The 15357-nt window shown below is 46.8% G+C and carries 9 protein-coding genes and 1 pseudogene; 4 read left to right on the top strand and 6 right to left on the bottom strand.

Going from position 1 to position 15357, the window contains the following annotated elements:
• On the top strand, window positions 1-1188 hold a 1188-nt coding region (locus PX482_RS08145; RefSeq protein WP_288122304.1), incomplete at its 5' end, for a hypothetical protein.
• Window positions 1189-1258: 70 nt separating this feature from the next.
• Here the strand turns inward: PX482_RS08145 and PX482_RS08140 are convergent.
• The 6 genes from PX482_RS08140 to PX482_RS08115 form a co-directional block, all read right to left on the bottom strand.
• Entirely contained in the window at window positions 1259-2032 is a 774-nt protein-coding gene (locus tag PX482_RS08140) for an SDR family oxidoreductase (protein WP_002760564.1), read from the bottom strand.
• 31 nt (window positions 2033-2063) lie between these two features.
• Complete coding sequence (locus tag PX482_RS08135) at window positions 2064-2804, bottom strand: SDR family oxidoreductase (RefSeq protein WP_288027612.1); 741 nt, start codon at window positions 2802-2804, stop codon at window positions 2064-2066.
• Between the two features lie 85 nt (window positions 2805-2889).
• The gene (locus PX482_RS08130) at window positions 2890-3774 is read right to left on the bottom strand and encodes an alpha/beta fold hydrolase (protein ID WP_002760563.1); all 885 of its coding nucleotides are present in this window, start codon (window positions 3772-3774) and stop codon (window positions 2890-2892) included.
• Window positions 3775-3885: 111 nt separating this feature from the next.
• The gene (locus PX482_RS08125) at window positions 3886-5484 is read right to left on the bottom strand and encodes an alkaline phosphatase family protein (protein ID WP_002760561.1); all 1599 of its coding nucleotides are present in this window, start codon (window positions 5482-5484) and stop codon (window positions 3886-3888) included.
• Between the two features lie 69 nt (window positions 5485-5553).
• Complete coding sequence (locus tag PX482_RS08120) at window positions 5554-5856, bottom strand: acyl carrier protein (protein WP_002751229.1); 303 nt, start codon at window positions 5854-5856, stop codon at window positions 5554-5556.
• Window positions 5857-5954: 98 nt separating this feature from the next.
• The gene (locus PX482_RS08115) at window positions 5955-10538 is read right to left on the bottom strand and encodes a type I polyketide synthase (protein WP_288122302.1); all 4584 of its coding nucleotides are present in this window, start codon (window positions 10536-10538) and stop codon (window positions 5955-5957) included.
• 539 nt (window positions 10539-11077) lie between these two features.
• Here PX482_RS08115 and PX482_RS08110 point away from each other — a divergent pair.
• The 3 genes and pseudogenes from PX482_RS08110 (at window position 11078) to PX482_RS08100 (ending at window position 15025) form a co-directional block, all read left to right on the top strand.
• Window positions 11078-11282, top strand: a pseudogene (locus PX482_RS08110) (hypothetical protein).
• 224 nt (window positions 11283-11506) lie between these two features.
• Entirely contained in the window at window positions 11507-13921 is a 2415-nt protein-coding gene (locus PX482_RS08105; protein ID WP_223213024.1) for an HlyD family secretion protein, read from the top strand.
• 72 nt (window positions 13922-13993) lie between these two features.
• On the top strand, window positions 13994-15025 hold the full coding sequence (locus tag PX482_RS08100) for an extracellular catalytic domain type 1 short-chain-length polyhydroxyalkanoate depolymerase (protein ID WP_223213023.1): 1032 nt from the start codon (window positions 13994-13996) through the stop codon (window positions 15023-15025).
• Window positions 15026-15357 lie beyond the last annotated feature (332 nt).

Raw genomic sequence — 15357 nt, 5'->3', positions numbered from 1 at the left:
GTGACCAAAGAATGGCGATATGTTTACCAATCTCCAATGGTAGTGGGCAGTGAGGGGGGAATGGTGCCGAGGGAGATGGGCTACCGCCACATGATGGTTTTCCAGGGAGAATCCGATTCCCAGCCCGCCCTGTATGTGGCGAGTACCTGCCCTGGCCGAGCGCCTGGAGCTTTAATCTTACGGTCTGAAGATGGAGAGACTTTCCAGCCTGCTTCTGAATATGGTATTGTCGGCCTGCCGATCACCAGTATCAGGTTTTTAGTTCCCTTTCGTGGTAAGCTATATACTTCTCCCACTGGCTCTCGCAACAGTAAGCACAATACCTCAGACTACACCATTATTTACGAAAGCAGTGATCCTCTGGGAGGAAAATGGCTGCCCTGTAGCCTTAACGGTTTTGGTGATCCGACCAATGAAGCCGTGTTTGCTGTCTGTCCTTTTCGAGATCAGCTTTACGCCGGTACTTTCAATTGTACTGGGTTCCAAGTTTGGCGGAGTGACTGTCTGGGCCAACCCCCCTATAAGTGGGTAAAGGTGATTGACCAAGGAGCCTATCGCGGCCCGCTCAACCAGATTGCAGCCTGCATGATGGTTTTCAACGATGCCTTATATGTGGGGAGTGCGATTCAAAACTCTGGGTATGATATTATCAATCGCATCGGACCTGCACCTGGGGAATTGATCCGCATTTTTCCCGATGATAGTTGGGAGCTAGTGGTAGGTTCCCCCCGTCAGACTCCCCAAGGCGAAAAACGCCCTATTAGCTATCTACAACCAGGATTTGGCAATTTTTTTAATGGCTATTTTTGGCACATGGGAATTCATGACGGTTGGCTTTATTTAGGAACTTGTAATGGTAGTGTTATTCTCTCTTGGTTCGATCACACTAAACTGGAAGAGCGAGCGCGGCGCTATCTGGATAAAGTGGGACTAGAAAATCTCATCAAAAATCAAAGTGGGTTTGAATTGTGGCGAACTTATGACGGAGAAAACTGGCTGCCAGTGGAGCAGCACGGGTTTGGCAATCCCTACAATATTGGCTTGCGAAATTTAGTTTCGACTCCCCACGGATTTTTTGCGGGTACGGCCAATCCTTTTGCACCTAAAATCGCCGTGAGGGAAAATGGCAAGTGGGTCTATACTGACAACCCGCGAGGAGGGCTAGAAGTCTGGCTCGGTAGGCCGTAGTAACCTTTAACTTACTGTTAGCAGAAGTCCGCCGATTTATCGGCGGGAGTATCAATTTTAGGCCAGTCCGTTACTTAATCTTAGTACGTTTTTTGCGGCTCTTAAAAGCCATCAGGACGGGATTGAGCAAGAAAGTATCTCTAGGTAAACTCAGAAGATAGCTAATAAACTCAGCCACCCTTTCTGGAGGAAGAGCGTAAGTTGGTTTAGGCACACTTGGGCCATTTTGATTCCACAGAGGTGTATCAATAGCATCTGGTAAAATAGTCTGTACCCGCACTCCCCAAGCGGAAACTTCTTCCGACAGGGATTCAGACAGTCCGATAATGCCAAATTTGGAAGCGCAATAAGGGCCATCGAAGGGCCGACCTTGACGGCCAGAAACCGAAGAAATATTAATAATATCCCCTTGTTTCTGTTCAATCATAGCGGGGATAACGGCTCGATTGCTCAAAAAAGTCCCAGTTAAATTAGTTTCAATCACTGCCCGCCATTCCTCCAAAGAGGTTTGCCAGATTGTTTTCAAATCCTCTCCCACTCGCAGAATACCAGCGCAAGCAATGAGGTTGTCAATCCGCCCGAAATGAGCTACTGTCTTGCTGGCCATTGCCGCCATATCATTTTCATCACAGACACTAAGTACCAAGCTGAGAATTTGCTCTGGTGGAGCAATTGTAACTAATTCTTCGACGGCACTAGCCAATTTTTCTGGATTGATATCTACTAATACCACTTTATGGTGTTGGTTCAAGAGTCGCTTGGCACAGGCAAGACCAATGCCTCCACTAGCTCCTGTAATAATTGTGACTTGATCGGTTAAATTAGACCCTGTTTGCTGGCTCATAATTGAATCTTCTCCTTGACAATCCCCTCGATTATCTTTCTAAAACAGGAAGTAGGTGGGGGTGGACAATTACAGTATCGTCTTGCTGTTGAGTTAAATAAACAATAATTGCTGCCACATCTTCTACTGTGAGCAGTCCACCATAACGACGGGCTAACGCAGTTTTAGCAATCATGCCAGTTTCTACCAAACCAGGAAAGATTGCTTGCACACGAATACCATAGGGGCGCACCTCTTCAGCAAGGGATTCAGTTAATCCTACCACGCCAAACTTGGAGGCACAATAAGCGGGAGCGTAAGGTTCCCCCCTTAAGCCATAGGGTGTTGTTGACGAGCAAATATTCACAATCTGACCCGATGCTTGTGAGATCATGATCGGCAAAACGGCACGATTGCTTAAGAATATTCCTGTTAGGTTAACTTCCAAGAGATCGTGCCATTCATCTAAGGAAAGTTCAGTAGTCGGACGGGGCAGTGAACGGTCTGATCTGACTTTTTTCCCCAATCCAGCACTGGCAACAAGTAAGTCAATGTTACCAAAATGGGCGACTGCTTGGTTGACCATTTCCTCCATATCTGCTTCCTTCCTAACATCTAGTGCTAGTCCGAGATGGGAAGCTGGGGAAGGATTGCATTTATCATTGATTAAGTTGAGAGTCTGCTCAATGCGCTCAGGGTTGGTGCCGACGACGACAACAGAAAAGCCTTGCCCAGCAAGAGCTAAACAAGTCGCTCTACCAATGCCTCGACTGCCACCTGTAACAATTGCCACTTTCTGCTGATTAGACATGGACTGTTGGTTCCCAATTTTCTCAAGTCATGACGGAGATGCTGTTGTAGAAAAGCAGTAGTTATCACTATTTTTCTAAAGCTGGACTGACCAACAACTTTCTCTCTAAAAACCGATTGTCCTTCTGGCAAAAATTCAAGATCACTTGCACAAATTGATCGGGTTTAATCACGGGAAAAAAGTGTCCTACTTCTGGAATAATTACCTCCGAACAATTGGGAAGTAAGTTCTTTAACTGGGAGCAAGTCGGCAGACAGTGAGACTTCTCTCCATAAATTGCTAGAGTTGGTTGAATAATTTGTGACAATTTAGCCGTCGTTATTTCAGTTTCCTGCTCAAATTCTTGCTTGGCAGCAGTTGCCATCAATTTTTGCCATCGCTCCTTTCCTTTTCTGCCCATATCACGGTTTTTTAAGGAAGGTTTGGTCAGTTCATTGACAGTTGTATTCAACTGGTCGAGCAGGTGAAAATCAATAATCTGATCTTCTGACGGCAGGGGTGCTCCTTGTTCTAGAAGTTTTTGTCGCCAACTCTGCCAATGAGGCCAATCCCGCAGCCGCATCTTGGCTTGCAAGCATTGTAATTGAGTATCTGCTACTGTCAGAGACTTAACTTGCTGAGCATGGGAAATGCTATAAAGGAGAGCAACCCTCGCTCCAAAACTATGCCCGACAAGATGAACTTTTTCGACTTCGAGATACTCAAGCAGCACTCGCAGGTCTTGTACCATCCGAGTCAGAGTATAGCCAGAGTCAGATATTGTACTTTTGCCATGGCCTCTGAGGTCATAAATAATCACGCGGTAGTGCTGGGCCAGGGCAGAAGCGATACCGGGATACCAAAAAGCTAGGTTAGCTCCTAGCCCATGGATAAGCAATAAATCTTCCCCTTCTCCCAAGCACTGGTAGTTTAAGAATATCTGGTGAACTGGATCAACTTGAACTGTAGGCATTGTCTTTAAAGGGTAAAGTTGAGAAAGTTAGATTAGACATCTCCGGAAACTGGGATTTTAAATCGGTATCATAACGGTTATAACCCAATTCTGGGAGATGTTTAATCAGATTTATTCCATATAACCCAGTAACTGAAGTTGATGGAGAAGAGCCTCCTTTTCGGTCTCAGAAATTTCTGCTTCCTCTTCGTCACTTTCCTTCTCCCAACTGTCAGAGAAGTCTTGATAATTAATGGGACGAGCCTTAAGAACTTCAGGTTTGAGAACTTCTTGGGGAACTCTTCCTTCTAGATTAGTGGGAATTGGCAGTTGCAAGCAGTATAACAACAAAGGCGTAATATCGAGAATAGATAGAGGTTGTAAGTGTTGGCCGCTGACAAAATCAGGACCAGAACCGATGAAAATTCCAGCCGGACGGTGAGTTCCATCGGGTTTGACTCTAGGCCTGACCACCTCTGTGGATTTCAAAATGGAAACAAAGCCCCCATCCCGCAACCTGACAGTCATGTCAGGGGAATTTTCCGCTTCTGGTCTTCCAGCAAGTTTAGCTCGGTTTAAAGTGACTTCAAGAAAGATCGGTTCCCCGTCGGCTGGATTTCTGTAGTCAAGAAGTTGTCGCTGCAAGCTTTGGCAAAATTGCCGGTAATCTTCTTTTTTAACACCATGATTGAGAGGAGTCTCTTTCTTAATGTAAATTCCATTACTGCTAGGGGTAGGGCAATAGGCGATGGTCTTCTGCCAGTCAATCAGCATGAGATGATCTTTCATCCTGTCTGCTGTTAACTTGCCGTCCGTATCCGTCCGGGCTGTTTCCCCCCAAGTTAGGTATCCTTGGCGGGCCAGCCATTCATTGAGATACACAACTTCTGTTGTCGTGCCGAATCCATGGTCTGAGGTCAGAAGGACATTAGTTTCAGGTCCTGCCAACTGCACCAACTGCTCGATCATGCCGTCTAAATCTCGATAGTGCTGAATACAGAGTTCGCGAATTTGGCTCTCTTTTGGATCGGCATCAGTCCCCATCAGTGGAGGATAGAGATAGCGCCAGAAAAAGTGTTGCAGCTTGTCGGGACTGTCCAAGACAATGGCAGTTAAATCCGTGGGATCGTTTGTCATCAGATAAGCGAGTAAATCAGCCCAAGTTTTCGTTCTCTGGGAATGAATGGCGATCCAATCTTCGTATTCTTCTTCTGGTATGCCTTGAATGGTTTTCTTTTCTTCCGTGATATCCATGCCTAAATGTTTGTAGTCAAAATTAGGCAAGTTTTTGATGGTATCAATTAGTTGAGAGGGGTGGGTGGCACTCCGTAAATGCTTCCAAGTGACGAAACCAGAGATGGAATAGCCGTCAAGAGGCGGGGGAGGAGCCATGCCAAAAAAGTTCAAAGCCGTTACTCGTTTGCCATAGCGATTGGCCATCGACCAGATTGTTTCACAGCGAACATTGCGGGAGTCATTGACCTTGAGAAAGATTTGTTCGCCAACCTGTTCAGGATACAAAAAATCATGGATACCGTGAGCATCAGGACTCATGCCAGTGATCATCGATACCCATCCTGGCGGGGTGAGGGGATTAGGGGTTGACATTAAATCTGCCCACACTCCCTGCTTGACAAATCGCTGCAAGAATGGCATAACACCATCCTCCATCAAAGGATTCAAGAGAGAGAAGGTCGCTCCATCGAGTCCAATCATCAAAACTTTATTCATAAAAATCCTCTTTCAAAGAATCCCACGCGTTTACCCGTGGGAGTATCAAGTTCCTATTAGTTGTTATAGTTATTGTAGATTTTTGTGCAGGAACTCAACAATCTCTTTCACTTCCAGTTCATCAACGTAGTCTCCATCCCTCATAAACAGTTGTTCAAAGGGTAATCCCTTGCGCTCAAAGTTCTTTTCTAGTGCTACTACCAACTGCACCACATCGATCGATTCAAAAGCCAAATCTTCCATTAGGCGAGTTTCTGTATCTATTTTGCCGCCATCCTCCAATTCCCAATCGGCCGTCATATTTTCTAAGACAGCAATTACTTGGGCTTCGATATCTTCTTGGCTAAAAATTAAACTTTGTTTCCCAGACATAAATTAATTAACCTCACTTTTCAAAAACAACAACTGAACAAGAATTAATGTTGTGTTTACATTATAGTCACTTAGCCGCTCTTGTCAAACGCTGCCTGTTAGTTTTCTTGATTATCAATACTTGGTTCAACCGCAGCGGCGACAAAAACGTTCTGATTCTGGCTGATTGAAACCTCAGGCACTACTCCCATCCTCTCCAGTGGAGGGCAGTACACTTGCAAGTTACCGCTCTCGGTGGGGAAGAGTTGCACGTCTAGGGGGCCCAGAGCCAAGTCAAATTTTTGCAAGGCAAACTGGCGAATAGTTTCCTTGGCCACCAAACTCCCTAAGAGCCACTGCTTACGATCGGAACCCTGCTCTGGTAAACTGTACCAAAATTCTCGCTCTGATTGGGTGAAAATCAGGTGAGCGATGATATATTTAATCACCCCTCCCAATTCGTCTAAAAAGTTGACGGGAACTAAGGTCAGCCGACGGGAGAGCATACCTACTTCCTCTTGCCAAGGCTCGGACCAGTAGGCCACTTGCGGCTCCCGGCGGAGTTGATGATACTCCAGAGGGACACGAATAAAGATTTCCAGTAATCCGAACACGCGAGCAATAACAAGGTCTTCGCTGTTGAGAAACTCAAAATTACCTTGAAGCTGTCGCTCGCCGTCAAAGCTTAACCAACCACGACAGGAGATGGGAGTTCCGGCAGGCAAGGGAGGAGCATATTGCTCGAAAACCCTAACACTGAAAGGAAAAGTATGAAAATTCACCCCAAAGAACTCCGAACCCCAGTAGGCCACTAACTGGGCGGCCGCATCCAAAAGTGGCGCATCAATCTGAAAGATGGGTCTGGCAATATCTCTAAAAAAATTATCGACGCGCATCACTTCTAGATCAGCTTCAATCCCTTGCTGGCTGACCTGGCGAATATGCTTGACCCCCTGGAGTCGCGGTCCGTGGAACATACCTTCCGTATAAAGTTGCTCGTCTGACCAGCGTGACGGTTGGGAGTCCTGCCACTGGCAAGGGGTTGCTGGTGGTGATGGATTTAGTTGAGAGGTGAGCCTGACATCACCCTCAAAGACTAAACGGCGCTCGCTGCCCCGCGACGGCTGAAACAGTTGGACGTGGACATCCCAAATATCTGGTGCTAATTGCTCTTGCAGTTGGGCAACGATGTCGAGAACCAAGTATCCCCGTTCCAGAGCCAGCCAGCGATAGCTACGCACGTTGTCAACCTGACTGACCCATTGCTGTCCATCACAGAGAAAGGCAGCAGCTTCTGCGATAATTTCCATGCTGACGGTAAAGGGAATCACGGGCAAGGGAAATTCACCAGCCTGCCGATGGGACCAGGGGCCTCCTAGCATATGGTCATAAATGAAGTCATCCCAGTGGAGATCGAAATGTCGCCGGCAGTAGAGGTAGCCTTCGCCCTTCTCAATAATCTCCCCTAGGAAAGGCCAAGCCTCTGAAAAGCTGAGGGGAACAGATTCTACATCAACCCAAGGCAGACCAACCGCTTCTTGCTGCTGATGGGAGAATGGGTTTGTATAGAAACTGCTGATCGTCCTAGCTTGACTATTGAGGAATTCTTCCATCAAATCCAAGTGACTCAAGAAGACAGGAAGACGAATATCGGGGAAGCTGGCAGAGAAACTGGGGGAAGAAATCTGCTCTTGTAAAGGGGGCTTCTCTGGGGGGGAAACCGGCAAAGTTGAGGTTAGTTCAATATTCTCCTGGACTTGGCCCTCTCTACCCGTTGCCACTGGCGGCACAGAGGGGAACTTCTGCTCAAGGGTGTGGACAAAAGCTGATGTAAGTTTCATCTTGGGCATGGTCAAGTCCAAGAGCCTTTTCTGCCTACCGTTGCCTGCTGCTTCTAGAGAGGCAGTCTCTAGGTTTACTAGGTCCACTTGCCGGTATTGGTAGAGAGGAGCAAAATTGAGGGCGCGACCGTTGACAAATAACTGGGCTAACAGATGTTGAATTTGTTCGAGACCGGAACGACGTTGGCTGCTGCTGGCCAGAACCAAGCAGTCTTGCTGGGAGAGAATATCTCTAACGAAGTTGCTGAGATTGCTACTAGGACCTACCTCGACAAAAGTTCTGACTCCCTGTTCATAGAGGTGGCCAATCGTTTCCCGGAAGCGCACCTGGCTCGACCACTGGCTCAGGGCCAATTCTCGAATTTCTGGTGGTGTTGGCGGGAAAGGAGCGGCCGTAGCGCAAGTGTAGAGTTGGGTATGCCCTGGTCCAACAGTCAACCCCTGATAGTATTCCCTGAGAGCTTCTGCCACTTGGTTAAACAAGGGCGTATGGTAGGCACGATCAAAGGGCAGACGGGTACAGATTCCCCCTAATTCCCTGAGTTGATTGGCCGCTTGCTTGATGGCCTCTTCATTACCAAAGAGAACGGCTTGGTTAGGACAGTTGTCCATGGCTAGGTAGAGTTGCCCCGAAGATTGGGCGACCATCTCCGCCAAAATGGCAGTTTCGACAGCGCCAACAGTGAGCAGAGTCCCTCGGGGAATGCGGTCTTCTGCTGTCAAATCTAGGTAAATTTGGTTAAGTTCAAGAATTTTCTGCCCCATTTCTTGGCGGCTGGCCAGTTGGATAGTTCCAGATGCAATCAGGGCTGTATTTTCTCCCGTACTGTGACCAACCATCACGTCACACTGGATTTCCAGATCTTTGAGCAGTTCGTAGAGAGCCATACTAGCAGTAAAGACTGTCTCCGTTGCCAGATCTAGGTTATACAACTCTTTGGCTGCGAGGAGGCGTTGCTCCTCGCTCAAGCCTGTGGGCGGCGGAAAAATAAAGTAACTTGGCGGATAATTCCTATTTTTGCCAAATATATCATCTAAAAAGTCGAACCAAGCCCGCACTTTCGGGAAGTGGAGACAGAGATCTGAGAGCATATTGGGGTACTGAGATCCCTCTCCCGGAAATAGGAAAGCGGTTTTACCTACTTCGGCTTCTGGATGTACCTGAGCGTAGTAAATGCCACTGCGAGTCTGGAAACGAGTCCGTCCAGGTTCTGCTAGTTTTGACTTGGCCAGTTGGAGTTTGGCTTGTAAATCCGTCTTCTCGCTGGCAACTATAGCCAGACGGTGAGGGCTAGGATTACGGTTAGCTAGGGTATAAGCTAAGTCAGAAAGGAGCAGATTGGGGGATGACTGCAGCCGCCGCTCTACCTGTTCAACTAAATCAATGAGATTGGCTGTCTCCTCTCCCGAAAAAATGAACAATTCTGTGGGCCATGAACAGGGCAGCTTCCTCTCTGGGAGATCAGGGGAGCGATCGTATTCTTCCAAAATGGCGTGAGCATCGATGCCCCCAAAACCAAAGGCATCAATACCAGCACGACGGGGTTCTTTGCTCTGTCCGTTAATCCAAGGACGGGCTTCTGTATTGACGTAAAATGAAGTCTTTTCTTCCTCTAGACAGGGGTGAGGCTGCTGACAGAGGGTAGGAGGTAAGACTTTATAATAAAGAGCTAAAGCCATTTTAATCAGACTGGCGGCTCCGGAGGCGGGAATGCAGTGGCCGATCGCTGATTTAACCGAACCAATGGCCCGGTGGGGCATCTCCCCTTGACGTTGGCCAAAGATGTGGGTGAGGGACTTAATTTCTGTCCTATCTCCCAAGGGCATCCCCGTGCCGTGAGCTTCCACAAGAGTAACTGTGTCTGGATCAATGCCGCTATTCTCGTAAGCTCGCTGGATGGCCAGTACCTGCCCTTGCCAACGGGGAGCTAACAGTCCCAAACCTTTGCCATCGCTGGCAGTGCCAATACCTTGAATAACTGCGTAGATGCGATCGCCGTCTTTTTGGGCATCAGCTAGGCGTTTGAGCACTAAAATTCCCAAGCCCTCACTGAGAAGAGTTCCGTCGGCAGACTGGTCAAAAGGCTTGATGGTAGAACGGGAGAGGGCATCGAGTTGGCTGAAGACCATGTGAACCTGGGGTGGTGTAGAGGCTTGGACTCCCCCCGCCAGCATCATGTCGCAGCGACCGCTCAACAGTTCTTGGATTGCTAAATCAACGGCAATCAAAGAGGAAGCGCAAGCTCCATCCACTAAGTAGTTAGGACCCATTAAATCGAGGCGGTTGGCAATGCGTCCAGTCACCACATTAGGGACTAATCCAGGGGACATCTCGGCATTAAAGGGGGGCAAGCTGGCCTTTAGCTCTTGGCGGATCTGGCCCAAGGTTTGGGCATCGAGAGTGGGGACGATTTGCTGTAACAGTTCTATGGTTTGATCGGCGATCAGACCATGTTGGATGACCGTGCCAAAACCCCGATTGAAGTAAGTGCCGCGCCCCAAGATAATGCCAGCTTTTTCCCGGTTGAAAGGGCGATCGAGATAGTCGGCATCTTTCAAAGCATCCCGGGCAATTTTCAGGGAGAGAAAATGATCCGGATCGCCCCCCTCAATGGAGTTGGGCATAATGCCAAATTCTAGGGGATCGAATTCGGCGATATCATCAAGAAACCCCCCTTTACAGGTATATAATCCGCCATTATCATCGCAAGAATTGGCAGGATTCCAGTCATCGGGGGCTTCTCGAATGGCGCTGACCTTACTGAGAATATTTTGCCAGTAGGTAGCCAGATCCTTGGCGCCTGGGAACAGTCCAGCCATGCCAATAATCGCAATCTGAGCAGGTGAGTTTGCCGAATTCATCAGAAAAATTGGGTGGGAAACCCCGTGCTAGAAGCACGGCTTTACATTGACACTCTCACCGTCACAGCGTAGCTTGACGGGAGATTCTTGTTTCATCGGGTTTGTCTAGTCCCAAGTCATCTCTGTCTTGAAACCCCGTCCAGATTCCCCTCCACAAGCATCTGTTTTAAATCCACTGACTGCCCGGCAGCAGATAACAAAACTTGATTATGTTGCGATTCCTCATTTACAAACGATGTCGCCCTTGTTGTCAGGTATTTTACTTTGGTCAAGCTTTTTGTCTGGCGAGAACCACCAATTCGCCCATCTTGGCACACCTGGGTGCGTTGGCTTTTTTATTCTAACATCAGTTTTAATGAACGCTGTATTGATCGAGGGTGGACTATTGCCGCCCAGGTGCATCGGCGGCTTCGATGCTACGGTATAGATGTCTCCCGTGAGTCGGTTTTTATGTTTAGTCGTTCTCATAAAATGGTTCTCGACCTATCAGAGTTTATAGTTAACCATATAATATACTATGCGGCTCTTCGGTTTGTGTTATGCAATGGACGGGGGTTATAAGGGATGGAACCCTTATAGAGAAAGGCATTGCTTCGATTTTGGCCAATTGTTTTCTATCTAGAGCGAACTAATCAATTAAATCTCTTGCCAGATAAGGATTTAGTCGATTTATGCCCCCCTATCGAACCATACCAAGTCCCGAAGAGCCTAGTTAACCATACCATATACTATGCTTTAAAATAAATCTAGTATCATGTCTATAATTTTTTATTAATAGCTCTTCTATGCCTATGCCTCTCTCCAATTGCTTGCGTGAGGATTTGCTTGTCACCAGGAAAATAGATCGTCAAACCTCGGCCAAGCGTTATTTTATTCAAGATCCCATCTCTCAGGAAACTTTTGAATTCGGGGAAGAAGAATATTTTTTATGTCAACTTATGGATGGGGTGACATCTGTACCAGAAATCTTGGCTAGTTTTCAAGAACGCTTTAATATCAGTCTCACTGAAGAAGATTACCAGAATTTTGCTGGACAGATTGATAGTTTTGGACTACTAGAACCGCATCAAAACCAATTGCCATCCTCTCAATCCGAGGAAGGAAACGGTCACAAAAACTCCTCGCCAACCAAGAAAAAATCCAAGCAGCATTCGTTGCTTTTTATTTGGAAACATCCTAACCCTGATGCCGTTTTTACTAGCCTAGCCCGTTGGACTCACCCTTGCCACCGTTGGCTTAGATGGTCAACTTGGCTATTGCTGCCTCTTTTACCTATTGCTCTATTGACGTTTTGGAATAATAGGACGGTTTTATGGTACGACGTGGGGCGTTTTGTTGATGGCTTACCCTTTGTCCTAAGTTATTTAGTTGACATTTTAATCTTGAATTTATGCGGCCGTATTATTCAAGGGACGGTGTTTGCTGCCTATGGCGGTCGTTCCAGCGTGTTTGGCATGACCTTAGCTTTAGGATTCAAGCCTCACTTCCATGTGGATCTGAGAGATTATCAAAGCGTACCACGAAAGGCCCAACTCTGGATCTATGGGACTCCCTTGATCATGCGCCTTTTTATCTTTAGCTTTGGTATGATTTTTTGGTACGCACAGAGAAGTTCAGGAACAGCATTTCATATTTGGCTCCTCTTACTCGCCCATGCAGCTTTGGCAACTTTTGTGTTGATGGCTTGCCCTCTCTGGCCTCTCTATGGCTATTATTTCTTGATCGCTTTTTTCCGACTGCCTGATAACTTTATGTCTCAGTCTTTCAGAGCGTGGGGGATGGTGATCAAGGGGCGGAATCTGCCTAGTTTTTTATCGACGAGAGAAAAATTGATGCTTGCCGGGTTTGGTCTGGGGAGTATCTTATTTTGTTTACTGATGATCTATTTGATCGTTACCAATTTTGCCAAAGGTCTATACACACTTTTTCCAGAAATTTTTGGGGCTGAATCAGCGATAATTATCGTCTCCGTCCTGGTATTCATCGGTTTTCGCAAACAGGTTTCTCGCTTGTTCTTCAGGGGACGGAATTCCCAAGGTACGAGTGGGCTTCCTTCTAACTTGACAGAAGAGACTAAGAACTCAAAAAAGCCCTCAAGTCGCTCTCGCCAGGGCTTTCAGCCTTGGCTGAAGAAAAATCTGAAATTTTTTATCCTAGCTGGTTTGGTAACGCTGCTTTTTCTGCCTTATCGGACTATGCCAGGAGGTCCCCTGCAATTGCTCACTCCCGCCGAGGTGGCTATTCAGGCTGAAGTTGATGGTAAAAGCAAAATTACTCGCGTCATGTTCCCAGGGGGTAACGAGCAATTAATCCGCAAAGGAACGGTCATTGCCCAGATGGAAGATGTCGATATTGAAGATACGATAGAGACGCTGCAATCTCAAATCGAAAAAGCGCTAGGCGATGTCAAAATTAAGCAATCTTATCTAGCTAAACTTTTAGCCACGCCAAGAAAGGAAGATGTGGAAGTAGCCCGCAATCAGGTAAAGATAGCTCGAGAAGAAGTAGATAAAGCTAAGAAAGAGGTAGCAGTGGACAAGCAAAATTTAGAGGTAATCAAGAAGCAAATAGAAAGCGCGCTCACCCAAGCTGATTTTTATTTCCGTGAGGCTTCTCGCCTGGAAGAAGGTTACAAAGAGGGAGCAATTGCCCTAAATCTTGTAGAAGATGCCCAAAGGAACGCTCAAACCAAGAAAATTGAAGCGGAAGAAAAGCGCCAGGCTTTGTTACAACAGCAACAAGTAATCGAACAAGCACGCAGCCAGCTAGCAAGCAAGCAAAGAGTTTTGGAGACAAGTGAATCTCAGCTCAAGTTACTGTTAGCCGGTCCCTACCCCGACGAGATTGAAGCGGCTCGGCAGGATGTGGAAGTGGCTCGTGCCGAGCTAGAACGCTTAAGGAAACAAGAGCAGCAAGAGCGAGATAAACTCAAACTCACCACCTTAGTCATGCCCTTGGATGGTTATCTAGTAACTCCTTATCTGGACACCAAAGTGGGTAGCTATTTGGATCAAGGAGAGACCTTTGCGACAGCGCAAGATGCTACCAAGATCTTGGCAGAAGTGCAAGTTCCAGAGTACGATGTCGGACAATTTTCGATTGGTAAGAAGGTTCAAATCAAACTCAATGCCTATCCCACGGAAACCATTATGGGGAAAGTTGTCTCCATTACCCCCTCGGCTGACAACAGCACAACAACAGGCGATTTGTCTTCAGAACCAGTTGTGAAGGTTTTGGTGGAAATTCCTTATGAAAAACACCTTTTTAAGACTGGGATGACGGGCTATGCTAAGATTGAAGGGCCGATGAAACCCTTCATTGTCGCTTTTTCCAGTCCAATTGTGCGTTTCTTCCAGATCGAAATTTGGTCTTGGCTTCCTTAAACCCAATCACTCCCTTATAATGTTGACAATTTGCTTAAAATGAAAATTGGAAAGCTCAGGCGAATGACAAGCATGATTTTTCTTTTATGTCTGCTTACTCTCTTATTTTTGACCGCTTGTTATGCCAGCCAGCCACAACCCCAAGAAAGTTTAAAGGAACAGTTACTATCGCAGACAATGAGAAGAAGAAGGAGAGTTAATCTCAATCAAGATATGGTCTTGAGAACTCTATACAATCAAGGGTTAGAAAGAAGTTACTATCTTTACACTCCTGGTTCTTATACTAGGGACAGACCTATGCCACTGTTGTTAGCTTTTCACGGTGGTGTTGGTCAGGGGGATACCATGGCGGCGAAAACTGGCTTTAACGATTTAGCTGATAGAGAAGATTTTCTCGTTGTCTATCCTAACGGCATTGACTTAGGTGCTATTGGGGGGCAATGGAATGACGGACGCAACACCCCTGAGGTTCACCCAGAAATTGACGATGTTGCTTTCGTTCGGGCTGTGATTGAAGACGTAGAAAAATTGAGGAATGTTGACAGAAAAAGAATCTATGTTACTGGGGGTTCCAATGGAGGGTTTTTTGCCCAAAGATTAGGATGCGAAATGGCTAACCAAATTGCTGCGATCGCCTCTGTCAGTTCGACGATGGCAAAATCCCTCGAATCTAGATGTCGGCCCCAAAGACCTATTCCCGTACTTATGATCAATGGCACTGAGGATAGACTTGTCCCTTGGGTAGGAGGAGAAATGACAGTGGGTGCCAGAGGAGAAATCCTTTCAGTTCCTGAGACGGTGGCATTTTGGCGCAAAAATAATGGCTGCTCGGCAACGCCAAAAGAGGAAAAACTTCCTGACACGGAGCATGATGGGACTAAAGTGGTATCTTACCAGTATTCAGGTTGTCATCAAAATGCCACCGTCATGCTCTATCGCATTGAGGGAGGAGGTCATGGTTGGCCTGGAGGGCGAATCATGAGACGAGCTAACCAAAACGATTTTAGCAATCGAGACCATGAAAATCTAGTGGGCAAGAACAGTCAGGCAATCAATGCTAGTGAAGTGGTCTGGAAATTTTTGCAACAGTTTACTTTGCCTTGAACGAATGCGCTTTTCGGCGTTGCTGCATTCGATCCCACATTCCGCACCCTAAGTGTCACAACGTCTCAAAAGAGGAAGATGCCTGAGTCAAAATACTTATCTAGAGGAGTGAGTTGGCGGCAAGCTGCCACCAACTAAGCCGAAAATTTCAGGGTTCCCCCGGTCATTCTCAATAAACAGTGCTTGTTGAGAATGACTGGGCAATCAGACTTAACATCTAGGGGGAGATGTTCCAGTTGCTCGCTTTGTTTTGTCACCCCTGGAAGTCAATCCATCTGGTCAAGATAAGAGATATTATTACTGGCAAGGTTTGGGAAAAAATCTCAAAATGT

Origin of the sequence: Microcystis sp. M53602_WE12, assembly GCF_030065455.1 — a bacterium.
Lineage (GTDB): Bacteria > Cyanobacteriota > Cyanobacteriia > Cyanobacteriales > Microcystaceae > Microcystis > Microcystis aeruginosa.
The sequence above is the reverse complement of the archived record's forward strand: the minus strand, read 5'-3'. Positions and strand labels throughout refer to the sequence as shown.